Annotated in this window: 11 protein-coding genes; 3 read left to right on the forward strand and 8 right to left on the reverse strand. The window is 56.2% G+C overall.

The window, feature by feature from the left end; all coding sequences use genetic code 11:
- The 7 genes from FXB38_RS05000 to FXB38_RS05030 all read right to left on the reverse strand — a co-directional run.
- Positions 1-4033: Ig-like domain-containing protein (locus tag FXB38_RS05000; RefSeq protein WP_148749664.1), on the reverse strand; the 4033-nt coding region annotated here is incomplete at its 3' end.
- Between the two features lie 587 nt (positions 4034-4620).
- A complete protein-coding gene (locus FXB38_RS05005) occupies positions 4621-6459 on the reverse strand; it encodes an ABC transporter ATP-binding protein (protein WP_246229672.1) in 1839 nt (612 codons plus the stop codon).
- A 14-nt stretch (positions 6460-6473) separates the two neighbouring features.
- On the reverse strand, positions 6474-7460 hold the full coding sequence (locus FXB38_RS05010; protein WP_148749666.1) for a glycosyltransferase family 2 protein: 987 nt from the start codon (positions 7458-7460) through the stop codon (positions 6474-6476).
- Entirely contained in the window at positions 7457-10390 is a 2934-nt protein-coding gene (locus FXB38_RS05015; protein ID WP_148749667.1) for a trifunctional glycosyltransferase/class I SAM-dependent methyltransferase/polysaccharide deacetylase, read from the reverse strand. The genes FXB38_RS05010 and FXB38_RS05015 overlap by 4 nt, the downstream gene beginning before the upstream one ends.
- Positions 10387-11550 carry a glycosyltransferase family 2 protein gene (locus tag FXB38_RS05020; RefSeq protein WP_210250866.1) on the reverse strand — a complete coding sequence of 388 codons (1164 nt, stop codon included), beginning with the start codon at positions 11548-11550 and terminating at the stop codon, positions 10387-10389. The genes FXB38_RS05015 and FXB38_RS05020 overlap by 4 nt, the downstream gene beginning before the upstream one ends.
- A gap of 10 nt (positions 11551-11560) precedes the next feature.
- The gene (gene galE, locus FXB38_RS05025; RefSeq protein WP_148749668.1) at positions 11561-12544 is read right to left on the reverse strand and encodes a UDP-glucose 4-epimerase GalE; all 984 of its coding nucleotides are present in this window, start codon (positions 12542-12544) and stop codon (positions 11561-11563) included.
- Entirely contained in the window at positions 12541-13530 is a 990-nt protein-coding gene (locus FXB38_RS05030; protein WP_148749669.1) for a UDP-glucuronic acid decarboxylase family protein, read from the reverse strand. The genes galE and FXB38_RS05030 overlap by 4 nt, the downstream gene beginning before the upstream one ends.
- Positions 13531-13643: 113 nt before the next feature.
- Between FXB38_RS05030 and FXB38_RS05035 the strand changes: the two genes are divergently transcribed.
- Entirely contained in the window at positions 13644-14666 is a 1023-nt protein-coding gene (locus FXB38_RS05035) for a glycosyltransferase family 2 protein (RefSeq protein WP_148749670.1), read from the forward strand.
- 46 nt (positions 14667-14712) lie between these two features.
- Here the strand turns inward: FXB38_RS05035 and FXB38_RS05040 are convergent, their stop codons facing one another.
- Entirely contained in the window at positions 14713-15306 is a 594-nt protein-coding gene (locus tag FXB38_RS05040) for a hypothetical protein (RefSeq protein WP_148749671.1), read from the reverse strand.
- Between the two features lie 204 nt (positions 15307-15510).
- Here FXB38_RS05040 and FXB38_RS05045 point away from each other — a divergent pair, with 204 nt between their 5' ends.
- Positions 15511-16728 (forward strand): glycosyltransferase family 4 protein, encoded by a 1218-nt coding sequence (locus FXB38_RS05045; RefSeq protein WP_148749672.1) that lies wholly within the window; start codon positions 15511-15513, stop codon positions 16726-16728.
- Positions 16725-17711, forward strand: a complete 987-nt coding sequence (locus FXB38_RS05050) for an NAD-dependent epimerase/dehydratase family protein (RefSeq protein ID WP_148749673.1) — start codon at positions 16725-16727, stop codon at positions 17709-17711. Before FXB38_RS05045 ends, FXB38_RS05050 begins: the two co-directional genes overlap by 4 nt.
- The last annotated feature ends 9 nt before the right edge of the window (positions 17712-17720 follow it).

The following is a 17720-nucleotide window of genomic DNA, read 5'->3' on the forward strand; positions in this document are numbered from 1 at the left end:
AGCCGCTGGAGGTCGCCTCCGCCGCGATCGGCGTCCAATTGCTGAACTGGCCTGCCACGTAGGCCGCACCATTGAACTTCAGCACAGGCCCGCTTCCACCGCTTGTCGAATCGAGGAGATAGTTGCTGCCGACCTGCACCAGGCTGGTCGCACCGGCGGCCTCGATCAATGTCCCTACGACCGGGTCAAACACGGCTGATAAACCGCTGGAATTGCCCGCCGCATCTGTTGCAGTCGCCGTGAACGCATGCGTCCCCGCCGCAAGAGATCCGGTCGTGACGCTCCACGTGCCGTTCGCGGCCGTCACCGAGCTGCCAAGCAGCGTCGTCCCCTCGTACAGCTTGATCGTGCTGCCGGCCTCCGCCGTTCCCGAAACCACCACCTTGTTGGACGCGGCGAGCGTATCCGAGACCAGAACCGGCGCGTTGGGCGCGACCGTATCAACCGTGACGTTCAAGGCGCCAGACGTCACGCTGACATTGCCGGCCGCGTCCACCGCCTGGCCGGTAAAGGCATGGGTGCCATTGACCAGCGTGCCGGTCGCAAACGACCAGTTGCCGTTGGCATCGACGGTGGCGGTGCCGACCTGGGTCGCTCCATCGAACACCCGGACCTTGCTGCCAGCCTCCGCGGTCCCACTCAGCGTCAGCTGATTGGCGCTGGTAATGCCATCGCCCGCAACGCTACTGTCAGGCGAGAACGTCGCAATGCTCGGTGCGCCTGGCGCAGTCGCATCAACGACCACACCTATGCTGGTCGACACAGCGCTGAGATCACCCGCTCCGTCAGCGGCCACCACCGAAAATGAGTGGCTTCCGTCTGTCAACGTGCCCGTGGTGAAGCTCCAACTACCGTTACTGTCAGCGGTCGCCATACCAATCTGGACTGTCTGGTCAAACACCTTGATCGTAACGCCTGCCTGTGCATATCCGGTCAGGGTCAAATGCGCTGCGTTGGTGAGCCCGCCTGTGCCCAGCGTGCTTGCAGACGCGAGCGAGATCGTCGGCGCCGTCAGTCCGGCCATGGTCATGGATACGCCGGTAGCGGAGACGAATGCGTAGTCGGACGATGACAATTGCGTCACGCCGCCAATTCGGAAACTGTCAGTCCCCCCTGCATAATGAACGGTCCACTCTTCCCCCACATTCGTCAAGTAAGCGCTAGCATCGTAGCCCTTCAGGATCAGCTTGTCGTGCTCCGCCGTCGTGCTGGTCAGGACGTGAAAGTCGGCTATCGTGTCGTGGCCACTGCCGATGCCATAGATGAACGTGTCATTACCCGCACCCCCGAAGAGCCAATCATCGCCACCGGCACCATTCAAGACATCATTTCCGCTGGAGCCAACCATCCGGTTGGCCAGTTCGTTTCCAGTGCCCGTAAGGCCTCCCATCATAAGGGTCAGATTTTCGACATTTGCGGACAGCGTATAAGATGTCCACGCTTCGACGCTGTCGATGCCACCACCCGGATTCTCAGCGATCTTCTGATTCACGTTGTTTACGACGTATGTGTCATCGCCAGTCCACCCAACCAGCGTATCGTCGTAGTTTAGCGCCGTAATCTTGTCGTTCGCAGCGGTACCGTAAACAATATGGCTGCTGGTTGATCCGTTGATCCAGGATGTGATGGTGCCTCCGACCGGCAAGCTTCCCGGCAGCTGGAAGTCATCACTGGTGAACGCTGAAATCGTGGCGTTGCGAAAAACTAGCGTATCCTGGCTTGTCAGCGCGAGATACACGTCGTTGCCGACCTGTGTCATCGCCGCCTTGATGTCGTTGAACGACGTGAACGCAAAGCCGTTCAGCTGAACGACATCATGCCCGGCGGCCGATCCCGCTGTAAAGTCGGTAATGATGTCCGAGCCGTCGCCCGAGTTAATGACGAAGGTGTCGGCACCACCACCGCCTGTCAGGATATCATTGCCGATCCCGCCGGTGATGATATTGGCCGCATCGTTGCCGATAATGATGTTGGCTTCGGAATTGCCGGTGCCGTTGATCGCTGCCGAACCTGTCAGCGTCAGGTTCTCAACGTAGTCAGTCAGCTTGTACGTGACGGTCGAAATGACGGTATCCACCCCGCCGCCGTAGCTTTCGACCACCTTGGCGTTGGGATCGGTGACGATGTAGGTATCGTCACCAAGCCCGCCGGTCATCGTATCAGCACCTCCTGCACCGCCGAGAAGATCATTGCCGGAAGTTCCAGTTAATGTATCGGCACTTGCCGTTCCTGCGATGGTGGTCGTCGGAGCCCCGCTGGCCAGAAGCGCGTAGTTGGCGAGTGTATACTCCGGCAGCTGGTACGCTTTGATATAGTCAATGCTCATCTGCGCGGTCGCGTTTGGATCCGCGTTTCCGGCCCAGCTTCCGCCCATCGCCAGATTGGCGATCATGTACATCGCGGTGTTCATGTCGGAGGGAGTGGCGACCTGACCGACCTCGATGCCGTCGACAAAATACGTCAGCGTATAGGGCGTCCACTCCACACCGAAAGTATGGTCACCGGCCGTCAGGTTGGTCGTATTTGCCCAATAGCCCTGAGTCGACGTGGTCGACGACAGGAAGCCCCAGTGGGCTTGGTCAGGATCTTTGCCCAGCGCTTCAAGCGCATCGAGTTCCGTGTTGAGGCCGTGCGTGTTGATCGGCAACATCCAGAAAGCAGGCCATGCGCCCGCGGTGCCGGGGAGCGAGGCTTTCATCTCGAAGTAGCCATAGGTCTGGACGAAGCTATTCTCGGTGGTGATCACACCCGACGAGAATTGATGGTTGCCGACATAGGCCGCATCGCTGGACGGGATCGGCGCTGCCGTGATGACAAGATGGCCGTTCTGTATCGAGAACGGATTAAGGTCTAACGGGCTCGACGCCTGGGTCCCGGGCAGACCAGTGAAGCTCGGGTCGACATACACCTCCTGCTCACCGGAGAGTGTGTAGCTTGCCACCCCGCTCCAGGCGTAACTCGTTTTCCAGGTCAGATGCGGATCCTGGCCGGCCGAGAGCGAGTTGAAATCATCGCCAAAGGTCTGAATCAGCCCCGTTGGCGCTGTGACGATATTGATGTTGGCAGTCGTGAAGTTCTGAACCTGCGTATTCTCGAGCGTTATCCTCTCGCCGTTGCCGAGCGACAGAACGACATCCGTGCCAACCTGCTGCATCGCCGCCGTGACGTCGGCGAGCGTCTTAAAATTCGCGCCATTGATCTGGAGAATGTCCCCGCCTGCGCCGGTTTGAAAATCGGTAACAACGTCACTGCCATTTCCGGTCCGGATGACAAATGTGTCGCTGCCGGCTCCGCCGGTGAGGACATCATTGCCCTTGCCGCCATCGATGATGTTGTTGCCGGCATTGCCGACGATGATATTGTCTAGATCGTTACCGGTCGCGGGAGAGTTGTAGCTTCCGCCCAGTGTCAGGTTCTCGACATTCGGTGCATTGACGAGGCTATAGCCGTCGATCATCCCATCGTAGATCGTGTCGATCCCCTGACCGGCGAGCTCGACCACCTTCGTTTCGTGATTGTACATGAAGTACGAGTCGTCGCCCCCGCCGCCGATCAGCGTAACGCCGTCGCCCATCGCCTGCAGCGAGTCGTTGGTAGCGCCGCCGGTGAGCGTTCCCCCGGCTCCAACCGTGGTCCACGCCGTGTTCGGCGCTGCACTTACTGGGAGCGGATTGTCGAGAATAACGTTGGCTGAAGTAAGCGACGACAGCGCAACGTTTTGCAAGGTAAGGCTTTCGCTCGACGATAACGTGACAACTACGTCGGTTCCCGTCTGCTTCGCGACGGACAGGAAACTTGCGAACGTTGCGAAGCCGTAGTTCTGCACGCGCAAAAAGTCGCCGCCCGTGCCCGACTGAAAGTCGCTGATGGTGTCGGAGCCGTAACCTTTCGAAACAACGAAGAGGTCACTGCCGGCGCCGCCGGTCAAGAGGTCGTCTCCGGTACCGCCGAACAGCGTGTCGGAGCCCGCGGTTCCGTTGATCAGTAGGGTGTAGGCCATGATGGTTGCGTGCTCTCCTTGCACGATGACCATCAAAGGAGCGCCTCAACGGCGACTTACAGAGTTGCGAACAAATTGATCTATGGACAAGGACGCCAGTGCGTCCCTTAACGATGGCCTAACACTGGCCATTCGCGAACCCTTTACCTTCGCGCGCGGCCCGTGATTCTACGGGAGCACCTATTCGATCGGGGGAACCTAATGCGCTCTGGAGTGCGCGTCACGTCTCACCGAAGCACTTGGTTAGTAAACAGGAGGCACTCGAAGCGGGATGAAGCTATCGCCTTCTACGACTGCAATAGACAAGCCAAGCTCACTCAATACGATCGCACCTGCTCCCACTCGAGCCTGCTGCCGATGATCGCCCCAAGGCCAGCGTACTTCGGTCGCAACCCTCGCGCAGTGCCAGCGTCGGATCCGCCACGACCACGACCGGATCTCCCGCACGACTCGCCGTCCTACGAACGCCGACTATTGCGCTGGCGCAACCGTGAAGAACCTGCCCCATAGTGCATCGTTTCCTCCTCGAAAAACTAGTGATGCACGATCAAGCCCTGGAATCAAATATCTAGCCACCTGTCCGGGCAGCCGGAAGGCAGGAATTCAGGTGCTGTTTTCTCTTATCGCAGCATTCGCCCAGCGACAGGCTCGACTATCGAATGCCGATCCATAAGCGCCTTGCAAAGCGGACTTTCGGGATTTCTGAGAAGATCGGACGGAGATCCTTCCGCACTCACTCTTCCAGCTTCGATGCAGATCACGTGATGCGCGTCGACGACAGTTTCAAGCCGGTGAGTGATCCGGAGTATGGTCCGGTCCGAAAATTTGACTTCAATAGCTCGCCTCACGCTTTCCTCCAGATCTCGATCCAGCGCGCTCAGCGCTTCATCAAGGATCAGGAATTGAGGATTCCGCAGCACTGCTCGCGCAAGCCCAATTCGTTGACGCTGTCCGCCGGAAAATCTCTGGCCTTGCTGCCCGACCCAAGTATCGTACTTCTCCGGCAAACTCTCAATGAACTCCGAGATTCCTGCCAAGGTCAGCGCCTCGATGATCTGCGCTTGCGACGCACGCTCATTCGCCATACGTACGTTATCGAAAACCGTGCCTTCAATCAAATCGATGTCTTGCCCCGCGACCGACAAGAGGTCCAGCCAGTTCGTTCGTCGTACGTCGTCCAAAGGAGAGCCGTCGACGAGAATGGTACCCTCGTCCACTGAATAAAGACGAAGAAGCAGGTTGACGATCGTTGTTTTCCCCGAACCGCTGGCGCCAATCAGTGCGGTGGTCTTGCCAGCGGGAATCCGAAAACTCACGCGATCGAGGGCCGCGGCAGCATCCGCGCGGTAACGAAAGCTAACCTCCTCAAATGATATTCCGTACACTAAGGATCCGATTCTGAGATGGCCTAACGCTGGCGGATCAGTATCTTTAGAGGACAACATCAGGTAGATCGACTTCAATTGAGGTTCGATCTGTGCCAAATACAATAAATTCCCTTCCAGCTCCCGTATATGCGGTTGAAGCCTATAGAGCAGCGCGACAGCAGTGAGTGTCGTCGCGAACCCAATACCCAAAAAATGGGCAAGCGCGACGATCAAACAAAGCACCAAAAGGTATCCCGTTTCGGTAAGCGGCGGGACCAGCGCGGCTATTTTCGCAAGGCTAAGGCTGGCTCGGTGCACCTTTGCAGAAGCACACTCAAACCTTTGCTGGTGAGCGCGTTCCTGGCCGAAGGCTCGTATCGTGCGCATCGCTTGTAGCGTCATGAGCATATGTTCGCCGAGGCGCTGGTGGATTTGCTTCACATCTCGGCCGAGCACCTGCACCGGCCTCGCCAAACGACGTATTCCAAACGAAACTCCAAGCGACGCCAACGCAGCCGTTACAGCAATCGTTACGGAAAGCCCGAGCAGAAATGACGCGAACAGGACGATCGAACAAATGCTGACCACGATCTTTGTGAAGCTGGCGTAAGCGCCGGATATCAACCAAGTCTCTGTCCCGAGCACCTCCATCAGCTGAGCTTCGTCGTGCTGCTGAAAAAAACGGTATGATGCCGATAGATATCGCCCGTGAACGGCGTTGCGGGCAAACTCATTTATTTCTTCTCCGACCCGAGCACTGATCAGGGTGTGCAGAAATGCAAGGAAGGCCCGAATAACGATGAGCAGAAAAATGACAGCAGCGGTGGCCGTGGGACTAGCGAACCAGCTGGCTGCATATTCTAGTGCATGCCCAAACAGACCACTGGTCGACATCGCGAGTTCTATTTGCCCCATCGCCAAATAGAAAAAAAGAAGCACAAGCGTGATGCCAACTGTCTCTGCCAGCGAGGACACTAGCCCCAGCGTCACAAGCAACGGCGTTACCCATCGCGGAAGCCGCGCCAGCTGCAGCAACAGAAGCAGCACGGTTACCGCAGCTCCCCGCGCAAGCGATATTCTTTTCCCGCTCACGTCTTCTCGTTCTGTCATTGGTGTGGACTACCGATCATGAACGGCAAGTTCAAGTCTCGGGTTTTACGCCCGGTGAGCTCTCGGACTTTTCGCGCAGCCAGGGCCCAAGCTTCGCGCGGCAAGTCGCACACAACGCTGAGGGCGAGCATTCCGTCTTTCCGGGCGAGCAATGCCAGCGTTTCGTAGGCGTAAGCAAGATTTCCACACGACAGCGCCCGAAACAGCACCCAACTCGCGTAATTGCGCAGTCCTCGGCTCAACAGCTTGGCGCGACTGGGGTGCCTTGTAAGCATTTCATCAACGACAAGACCCCAAGAGCGTAGCATCCGAGGCAAATTGCTCGACATGTTGTCGGGCAGATAGCGGTATCCGATGAGATATTCCGGAACCACCGCGAAGTGATACCTCTCCGCCACCCTGCAGTAAAACAGAAGATCCTCGCATCCCTGAGCGCCGGCCGCACGCAAGCCGCTTTCGAAGCCATTCGCTGCGAGCAGCGCAGCCCGGCGAACCAAGACTGCGCTTCCGTTCCCGATAAAATTTCCGACAAAGATGTCCGACAGTACATCGCCTGTACAACGAGCAGGGGGTCCATTCATGATGACCGCGCTCTTGTGATCGATCAGAACATACCAGCTATATACGAGGCCAACCTGTTCTCCGCTGGAAATCAATGCATCGAGCTGTCGTTCGATCTTTCTTGGCGCCCAAAGATCATCAGCGTCCACGAATGCGATAAAGTCTGAGCATGCCTCGGACCATCCTCGATTTCGAGCCGCTGCTACCCCTTGGTTCTCCTGCCTGACAATCCTTACCCGAGGATCCTGCGTTGCATGCTTCTCGGCCACAGCAAGGGTCCCGTCCACCGATCCGTCGTCCACGATGATGATCTCCAGGTTGGAGTGCGATTGAGACCTGATGCTGCACAGTGTCTCATCCATTGTCGCTTCAGCATTATGTGCCGGCACGACGACGCTCACGAGGTATTCGGCGGCTGTCATTGGAAGGATTGCATCCAATAGGCAAACTCCTCTGTCGCGAGATCACCTCTTATCTCTAGCCGTGGCAGATCGAGCAGGTCGTTGGACAAGCTCGCGACCTTGTTCGAAGTGTTGAAGATTGTCTTGTAGCCGCATTCGACGGCTAGAATTCTTAACCGCTCATCGATCAAGCCAAACGGAGCTGCAAGAGAAGTCACCGGCCGTGAGAGCCACGATTCCAACCCTAGACGCGAGCGAATCAGCTCATCGGCGAGTTCGGAAGTCGAGAGCTCGTCGTTTCTAGGATGCGTGGCCAGATGACTGCCGAAATGGACCCCTTGCGCGGCGAGCTCGACGATCTCGGCATGGTTGAGCAATGGCGCGCCGGGTCCGAAGTCGTGATCCCAATCAGCGGTTTTTCCAACCATGTCGGCAACAAGGAATACTTCAGCTGTAAAATCGTTCTTTTGCAGCACCGGCCAAGCATACTCCGCGAAGTCGCGATAACCGTCATCGAAAGTGATAAGGACGGGACGCCCTACAAAAGGATGCTGATTGGCGACGAACCAAGCCAGCTGCTCGGAAGTTATCGCATGATACCCATTCCTCCGAAGCCACAGCATCTGCTCGCGAAAGAGCTCTGGGCGAACCCGGAAGCGTGCAAGTCCTGCAGGGCCGTCGGCAGCAATCCGATGATACATCAGCACTGGAACGTGCTGCCGTGTCTCTCTTTGCAGAACGTGCGTTCTGCGCGCCACCGCGCCCCCCGGCACTATCAATCTTGCGACCTCCGGCTCTATGGCAGCCGTCACCTCCGCTTTGATTATATGGGGAACAGGCGGAGACTCCGTGGCACAGAGGCGCTTGTACCTGTCCACTCGGTAGAGTTCGGTTTGAATTGACATGTCCAGCGCCATGTCGCCGACTCTTCCCGCAACGATCGAGATCTTCTCGGCGCCGAACGGATTTTCCCAGTCGAATCCCGTCCGTGTCAGATTGTCTTTGAGCACGAATGCGTGAGTCAGTATGAGGCTGCCGCCAGGTCGAAGGCTCTTTGCGAGCTTTTCAAGTACGGCCTTTAGTTCGTCCTCGTCAGCAAGATAGTATAGCACCTCCGAACAGACAATCAGATCCATGTTCGGCGGTAGTTCATCGCTCAATAAATCAATCCACGTGAAGTCAATGTTCAAGTGACGGGAGCACCGGCTAAGCGCTCTTGCGAGAGCCTTGCTGGAAATGTCTGATGCAATCAGATGCTCGACTTTTGGTGCAAGCAGATCGGTGAAATGTCCCTCCGCGCACGCGAGCTCAAGCGCGTTTGCCGGGATTTGGTCCGGGAGTAGCTCTAGCTGCTTTCGATATTTCTCCTGCTCATAATCCGAGTGGTAGTTCCAGGGGTCCTCTTCGTCGAACAATTCTTCCCAAAAGCGCTCGCGTGGAACATTCCGCCCCAACTCGCAACCTCGCTTCGGACGAGGAGTGGTCAAGGGGACAGCTACTTTCGATGCGACCGAAATCTCGCTGGCGATTTTTCGAAACAGTTCTGTGCGCTGCCGAACGTGACTCCCGGCGTCTTCTTCCAATAGCCATCGACGAAACACCTGCTCGTACATTGCAAGCTTCAGTTGGACCGTCTTGCTGGCACCTTTCTGGATTTGGTGGAAGCGTAGATGATCAGAAATCAGCCTCGTCCAGTATTTCACCCCCACAGTTCCTAACACGCCAATATCGAGTAGGCGCAGGATATGTGGGCCATCGCAAACATACACGTACAGACGATCGATGGAGCCCGTTGGATGGACACGCGGCAGCCAACGAAGGTCGACTCTGATCCCAAGGGTCAGCGACAGCTCACGCGGCGAGGCGAGATCGTCATAATCCAAGATCTTGCGTTCGAAACCATACTGGATTTTGCGCGCCCATGCAGGAGTGCGACAGGCTAGCCCAATCTCCTTGATCAGGTCTGTTAGCTGCGCTCCATATTGATTCCAGCGACCGGCCAGCTTGGCCGGCACAAGCCGCGTCCCGACCATGATCGAGTCCAGCAGGATCTCGATTATCGCATCATCCGAAGTGGCCGATCCTGGCCATGCGGCGAGCATCTCCTCCACCGCAGCGCTACTGCCGTTGCGGCCGCAATCAAATCCGGCACACCATAATGCAAAATACGCATACGCTGTGACAGGATCAAACCTCGAAATGCGATCGCTCGTGACCGAACGCAGTACCTCAGTATCCCGGGTCCTCGTCGAGCGAGAGCATCCGTGCTCAATGACGCGGCGCGCGTCTATCAGCATTCGATTAACGTCTCGTGTCAGCGAACCGTCGCTTGCCCAGTAGTAGCTCAGCTTTTGGTCGACATGAATCCAGCTTCCGCCGGCATGAGCAAGCTTTTGCCAAAGGTCCCAATCCTCACAGGTTCGCAGTGCCGTGTCGAAACCTCCAACATTCAGAACGGCAGCTTTCTTCACCAAGACGCTATGGATCGTGGTGGCACAGGTTCGATTGAACTCGGCAATCGGATCGTCTTGTATTCTGGTGTCACCTCGGACTGGAGACTCGCTTCCGTCTGGAAACACCCGACAGTAGTTGCAATAGGCAGCTACCGCTTCCGGACTTGAATCGAGGGCAGCATTCATCAGGGAAAGAAATCTTTGATCAATCCAATCATCACTGTCCAGAAACAGGAGCCTGTCGCCCCTGCATTTTTCTATACCCGCATTTCGGGACGCCGAAGCACTCTTGACGTTTGCCTCCACAGCAACAAAGCGAGCATCCCTCGCAGAGTAGCTCTCAATAATGTCGGGCGTAGCATCGATAGAACAATCATCAATCAATATCGCTTCCCAACGCCCATCAGTCTGATCAATCAGACTCTCAAGTGCTCTACTCAAGGTCGATTCTGCGTTGTGCGCAGGAATGACTATCGATACGAGTGGGTCGGAATTCATTTCGGGCGCCGTCGCTGATGATAGAAACGGAGGCCCGACACATATCCGAGGAGTTCCTCCCGAAGAAAACGGTTTCCCGGATTATGTGGCCGAAGAAGCTTGCTAAACAAGCGTGCCCCATACCACCTTGGTGTATAGTAATAGGCCTGAAGGCGGTTCGTTATATTTCTGGTGTATTCGTACTGCACCATGAGAGCGGCGGAATGGCCACGCATGTAATGAAATATTTGGCTCGACAGGCCTTCGATTGTTTTTCGATGAAAGTGAAACGCAATAGATTCTGGGGCGTAGCGACAAATGTAGCCATTTGCCAATAATCGATACCAGTACTCTGAATCTCCCGAGCAGCCTGCCTGACCTACATCCAGTCTTTCGTCGAAGAAACCTACTTTATGAAAGACATCCCTACGAAATGCCATGCTGGCCCCCGCTCCGATGTCCCAGGAAGGAAAGACCCGAGTATGGTGGGACTGAAAGAGCTGAGGATCAAAATCTTTCCTTGTATACCCTTTGATAAAGCTCCAGTACGTTTCAAAATGACGCTGGGCTTCGGTGGCTAGTTCTGCTGGCAGCACCAAACCGGTGACAGCAGCAATCTCCGGGGCGTCGAACGCCGCAACGAGTTGTTCGAGCCAGCGTGGATGTTGGATTACATCATCATCGGTGTACACGACGATTTCGCTCGTGGCTCGCTTAGCACCGGTGTTTCTTGCGATATCAAGTCCGGGTCGGTCCTCCCGAACATAGTGGACCCCTGCCGCCAAAGCGACGTCCCGCGTTCGGACGTCCTTGGACGCATTGTCTACTACAATAATCTCACGAGGAGTGCAGCTCTGCTTTGGCAGAGACGACAGACACGTCCGAAGCTCCTCGGGACGGTCCCTTGTGCAGATCACGACGGACGCCGAAAGAGCAGCCAATCGTCTCATTTCGGCTTCAGCCTTGATGGCCGAAAGGAAATCCGAATTTATGTGATCGATCTTCGTATTAGTCTTCTTGCCATTGTGCATCATGATGTGCCCAATCGCTCGGTCGACATACCAGAAGACGGTCATCCCCTCTTCTAGTTCGGTCTCCACGATATCGGCTGCAGATCTGACAACGACGTGTTTGACACCCGATCCAAGAGGTAAGCCATCGATATTGTCCGCGTACTCCATCTCCCGCTCGTCAGATCTGAGGTCGGCGGTCCCGCCAATTCAGGGCCGTCTCGATGATGAAATCGATCTGCGAGTGCTGCGGTGTCCAGCCAAGTTCCCGCTGGGCCTTGGCATAGGACGCAACGAGAACAGGCGGATCTCCCGCGCGTCGCGGACCGCGCCGGATGACTGGCTCATTGCCCGCAGCACGCTTTACCGCCTCGATCAGTTCCAATACGCTTGTTCCAACTCCGGTACCAAGGTTGATGACGTGCGCGCCCGCGCGATCAAGCAGCATCTCGCCTGCAAGCAAATGCGCTCGAGCGAGGTCGCTAACATGAACGTAGTCCCTGATCGCACTCCCATCAGGCGTCGGAAAATCCGTCCCGAACACGGTAAAGGGCCGACCCGGGTTCCGCGCGGCTTCGATAGCCAGCGGAACGGCATGCGTCTCGGGCTCGTGGTGTTCCCCGATCTCGCCGTCAGGATCGCATCCGGCTGCATTGAAATACCGCAACGAGACTGATGCAATGCCGTAGGCTCTGCCGTAATCCTCCAGCATGCGCTCTATGATCATTTTCGACCAACCATACGGATTGATCGGCGATTGCGGATGCGTCTCGTCAATCGGCAGGGTGCGCGGAATACCGTAGCTTGCGCAAGTGCTGGAGAACAGAAGGTGGCGGCATCCCGTTGCGCGCATTGCTTCTAGCAGGGCGAGCGTACCCGCAGTATTGTTGACGTAGTAGCGTGCCGGGTCAGCTACCGATTCACCCACATAGGCGAGAGCGGCAAAATGCGCGACCAAATCCGGCTTATATATATTCAACGTGCTGCGCACCCGCTCCTCATTTCGGATATCGCATTCGATCAAGGGCCCCCACCGCACGGCCTCTCGCCATCCTCGTGAAAGATTGTCGAGAGTTACGACATTCCAACCGGCATTGGCGAACGCTTTGCAACAATGCGAGCCCACATAGCCTGCGCCTCCCGTTATAAGAACGGTTCTTGTCATGCCGCACCAGTTCCTTCTGCGCGCAGCAAATTGTCAAAATAGGCTATGGTCTCTTTGAGGCCTTCGCGCAACGGCACGGACGGAGCCCAGCCAAGCGCATCGCGTGCCTGACTGATATCGGGCTGCCGCTGCCTTGGATCGTCGATCGGAAGTGGCTTGAAATCGATCGAAGACTTCGACGCGGTCAGTTCGATGACAGTCTCGGCCAGTCCCATCATCGTAAACTCGACCGGATTCCCCAGATTGATCGGTCCGGTTATCTCATCGCCAGTGCCCATTAGCCGCATGAGACCATCGATCAGATCGTCGACGTAACAGAAGGAACGGGTCTGTTTGCCGTCGCCGTAGATCGTAATCGGCCGGCCGGTGAGAGCCTGCACGATGAAGTTTGACACGACCCGCCCGTCGTTGAGCTGCATCCGCGGACCATAAGTGTTGAAGATGCGCGCGACCTTGATCGAGAGATTGTGCTGCCGCCTATAATCGAAAAACAGCGTCTCGGCGCAACGCTTGCCTTCGTCATAGCAGGAGCGCGGACCGATGGGATTTACCCGACCCCAATAGGTCTCGTTCTGCGGGTGCACCTCGGGATCACCGTAGACTTCCGAGGTTGAGGCCTGCAGGATTTTCGCCTTAACTCGCTTCGCCAAACCCAGCATGTTGATTGACCCATGCACGCTGGTCTTCGTCGTCTGTACGGGATCGTATTGATAGTGAATAGGACTGGCCGGACATGCCAAGTTGTAGATCTCGTCGACCTCGACATATAAGGGAAACGTGATGTCGTGTCTCATGAGCTCAAAGCGAGGACACTTCAGTAGGCCGCTCACGTTCTCTTTAGAGCCGGTGTAGAAGTTGTCGACACAAAGAACTTCGTGTTTGGCGCTAACTAGTTTCTCGCACAGGTGCGAACCCAGGAACCCCGCACCACCGGTAACCAATATCCGTTTCGTTTGACGCGGCACGGAACAACCCTTTGTAACCATTCGTTATTTACTCTATAATCGTACAATCATCGCTATTTAATCGGCGTCCCGATAAAGTCTTATTGGATTGCTTTCAAGAGTACAGTTCAATTGCGATTAAGCATTAAAACAGTATGGCGCGTTCTCAAGGTGTGCTGACCAACAAACTTGTCTCGATCGTCGTGCCAGCCTTCAATGCTGCGGACACGATCCACGAGACCGTCGTCAGCGCGCTAAATCAAACTTACCAGAATATAGAAATTATCATAGTCGATGATGGCTCCTCGGATTGGACGAGGTCCGTTGCGGCCGCTCTGATGCGCTGTGATTCGAGAGTCCGGTATATCTACAAGCAGAACGGCGGCGTGGCGTCTGCGCGCAATCGGGGAATTGCAGATGCGCAGGGAGACTTTATCGCCACGCTTGATGCCGATGATCTCTGGTACCCGACAAAGCTTGAACGACAGCTCGAGCGGTTTGAGGCAAGCAGCCCGGAAACCGCGCTCGTGTACGCGTGGTGCTGCTGGATCGATGATGCCGGCAACGTTACCGGTTCTGCTCCGCCGATCCGGCAGGAAGGCAGTATCCTTGCGCAAATGTGTCTGGGCAACGTCGTCATCAGCGGCAGCAATGCCCTGATAAGGCGAGAGGCATTGGTCGGCGCAGGTGGCTTCGATGAGTCACTGCGCTCCCGCGGAGGCCAGGGGTGCGAAGATTGGAAGCTGTATCTCCAGATTGCGGAGCGACACGAGATAGCTGTGGTGCCGGAATATTTGATAGGTTACCGCATATCTCCTGGCTCAATGTCAGATGATTTTCGGCAGATGATGAGATCGCGTCGGATGGTAGAAATTGAGTTCAACCAAACGCATCCGGAGCTTGCCGGCCAGTTTGCGCGCGGCGAGGCAATACTCGCCTGCTCGCTAGCCCTGCGAGCAATCGAACAAGGGCAATTTCGTGATGCACTGGAGCTAATCACTAAGCTATCGCGCAGCAGCCTTCAGACGGGCATCGCGTCCCTGATCTGGCTATTGGCCGGCCTAACTCGACGTGTGCTAAGGTGGGTTGAGACGGGTGCTCGAACTCCGTCTAGCAAATTCCTGCCGGTATCTCCGCATAGGAACGACCAAACACGGTGCAGCCGATCGAGCAACTAGAGGGCATATTGCACGTTCGAGTAGACCAATGCCGACTGCCTCACAATCATCTGCTATCACTTCTGATATCACTTCGTATGATTTTTTCGGACGCGAGCTCATCAGTCGGATAGACACGAGCTCGGCGAGCTTCGGCCAAGACTTCCCCCTTCGAGGATTTTACCACCGCAGTCCATTGATACACGTCTGGCCTGCAAGGACCGAATGTTCGGATGCTGCCAGACGGCAGAACGCCGTTTGCCGGCATGGCGATTTCCTGACCGCCCATTTCCCTGGCCCCTTGCGATAGCGTGAGCAGAAGCAGTTTGGCATCAGGAGGCACGTTCTTGAAGCGGATCTCGGGATTCGGAAAAAGCGTGATACAGCCTCCCGTGCTCTGCCAGGAAAAATCAATGGTCATTGGTTCGGCCGAAGCTGCACCGAAGGCGGAGATCCATGCTGCGAATGTACAAAGCAAGACCCTGAAAAGCATGATGGCCTCTAGTTGTTCAATAGCTGGAGCATATGCAGAAAAGACCCAGCCGAAACTATCGGGGAGAGATGCTAGCCAATATCCCGTTTCAGCCAGAAATTGGGCGGCGTTAGTCGCAATCAAGAGACGTAGTCGCAAGTAAGATAACAGATCAAGCATCAATTGCATTGAAAGAAGTCACGAAAGCGTCTTGACAGCGCTGGGATCAGCACTCCGCTCATGGGACCGGAGCAATAAAGCCCCGGTGCCGTGGGCATGCAAAATTTCTGCCGCTATTAACGGTTAAGCGAGTCTCTCAAAGACAATCAAAGGGTGATGGGTCATGTACCCCCAATTGGCAAACAACGAATTCGCGCATCCGGCAGGTGTCCATTGAAGATTCTGGTTCATGACTATGCCGGCCACCCCTTCCAGGTTGATCTGAGCCGCGAGCTTGCCTCGCGAGGACACCAGGTTACTCACGCCTATTTCCATGGCGATCATGGCCCGAAGGGGCGCCTTCACCGCACCTCCTCTGACCCGGTCGGCCTGTCCTTCAAAGGCGTAAATCTGCCGCGTCCGTACGACAAAACCTCGTTTGTAAAACGCCGGTTTGACGACGTCGCTTATGGCAAGGCCGTCGCACAACTGGTTCTGTCGCTCAAGCCCGACCTCGTTATCTCGGGAAATACGCCGACCGAAGCCCAATCGGCAATCGTGAAGGCATCCCGCAAAAGCGGTTCATCCTTCGTGTTCTGGGTTCAGGATTTCTACAGCATCGCCGCTTCAAAGCTGTTGCGAAAAAAGATGGGCGCTGTCGGCGCGGGGATCGGCGCTTACTATTCATATCTCGAACGCGGGCAGTTTGCCCGTTCTGACGCGATCGTGGTGATCACGGATTCCTTTGCCGAGGTCGCAAAAAAGTGGGTCAGCGCCAAGGACAAAGTCTTCACCATCGAGAACTGGGGGGCACTGAACGAGATTTCCCCGCTGCCAAAGGACAATGACTGGGCACTCCGCCACGGCCTCGCTGGCACCTTCAACTTCCTTTATTCGGGCACACTCGCGCTGAAGCATAATCCTCAGTTGCTCGTCGAACTTGCAAGGAAGGTCAAGGGACAGGCAAATGTTGTTGTCGTCAGCCAGGGCGTCGGCGTCTCCGACCTCGAGCGGGCAAAGAACGAGCAATCGATCGACAATTTGATCCTGTTGCCGCTGCAACCGTTCGCTGATCTGCCCAAAGTTCTTGCAACATCGGACGTGACAGTTGCGACAATCGAGCCGGATGCCGGCATGTTTTCTGTTCCCTCCAAGGTGCAGTCATATTTCTGCGCCCAACGGCCGGTATTGCTGGCGGCGCCAGCCGAAAATCTTGCTTCCCAAGTGGTCCGCAAGAATGGAGCGGGCCTCGTCGTCGATCCGACAGACAAGGGAGGTTTTTTGCGTTCCGCAATCCAATTGATGAAGGATGATGCCTTTCGCATCGGAGCGGCGGAAAGTGGTAGGAAATTTGCTTTGAACAATTACGACATCAAACGGGTGACCGATCGTTTTGAGACAGTTTTTCGATATGCTATCGATGCGAGAGATGCGAGAAAGGAAACTTCATGACTAAGACTGCCCTGGTGTGCGGTGCCGGTGGGTTTATCGGCGGGCACCTTGTGAAACGCCTGAAGCGGGAAGGTTTTTGGGTCCGCGGCGTCGACCTGAAATTTCCCCCATTTGCCGAAACCGAAGCCGATGATTTCGCCGTTGGCGATCTCCGCGATCAATATTTCTGTCGCCAGATTGTAGATCGGCGGTTCGATGAGGTGTACCAGCTCGCCGCTGATATGGGCGGTGCTGGTTATATCTTCACCGGCGAGCATGACGCCGACGTGATGCATAATTCGGCGACCATCAACCTCAACATGCTTGATGTGTGCCAGAAGCGGAACGTGCGCGGGATGTTCTATTCCTCTTCGGCCTGCATGTATCCCGAGCACAACCAGATGGATCCGAATAATCCGAACTGTGCCGAGGATTCCGCCTATCCGGCGAACCCCGACAGCGAATATGGCTGGGAGAAGCTGTTCTCGGAGCGTCTCTACCTTGCCTATAATCGCAACCATGGCATGCGCAATCGCGTCGCGCGCTATCACAACATCTTCGGGCCGGAAGGCACCTGGGACGGCGGCAAGGAGAAGGCACCAGCCGCGGTGTGCCGCAAGGTTGCCCAGGCTACCAACGGTGGCGAGGTCGAGATCTGGGGCGACGGCACCCAGACGCGCTCCTTCCTCTTCATCGAAGAATGCCTGGAAGGCACGATCCGGCTGACCCGGTCCGACTTCGAAGGCCCCGTCAACGTTGGCTCGGAAGAGATGGTCACGATCAATCAGCTCGTCGACATCGTGGCTGACATTGCCGGCAAGAAGCTCCACAAAAAGCACATCCCGGGTCCGCTCGGTGTGCGTGGCCGCAATTCGGACAACCGCCTGATCGGGCAAAAACTCGGCTGGAAGCCGTCCGCTACGCTGCGCTCGGGCCTTGAGAAGACGTATGAATGGATCGAGCGGCAGGTACGCGGGAACCAGGAGCGGGCAAAGGCGGCCTAGGACGCCTCC

The organism is Bradyrhizobium cytisi (assembly GCF_008123515.1).
Lineage (GTDB): Bacteria > Pseudomonadota > Alphaproteobacteria > Rhizobiales > Xanthobacteraceae > Bradyrhizobium > Bradyrhizobium cytisi.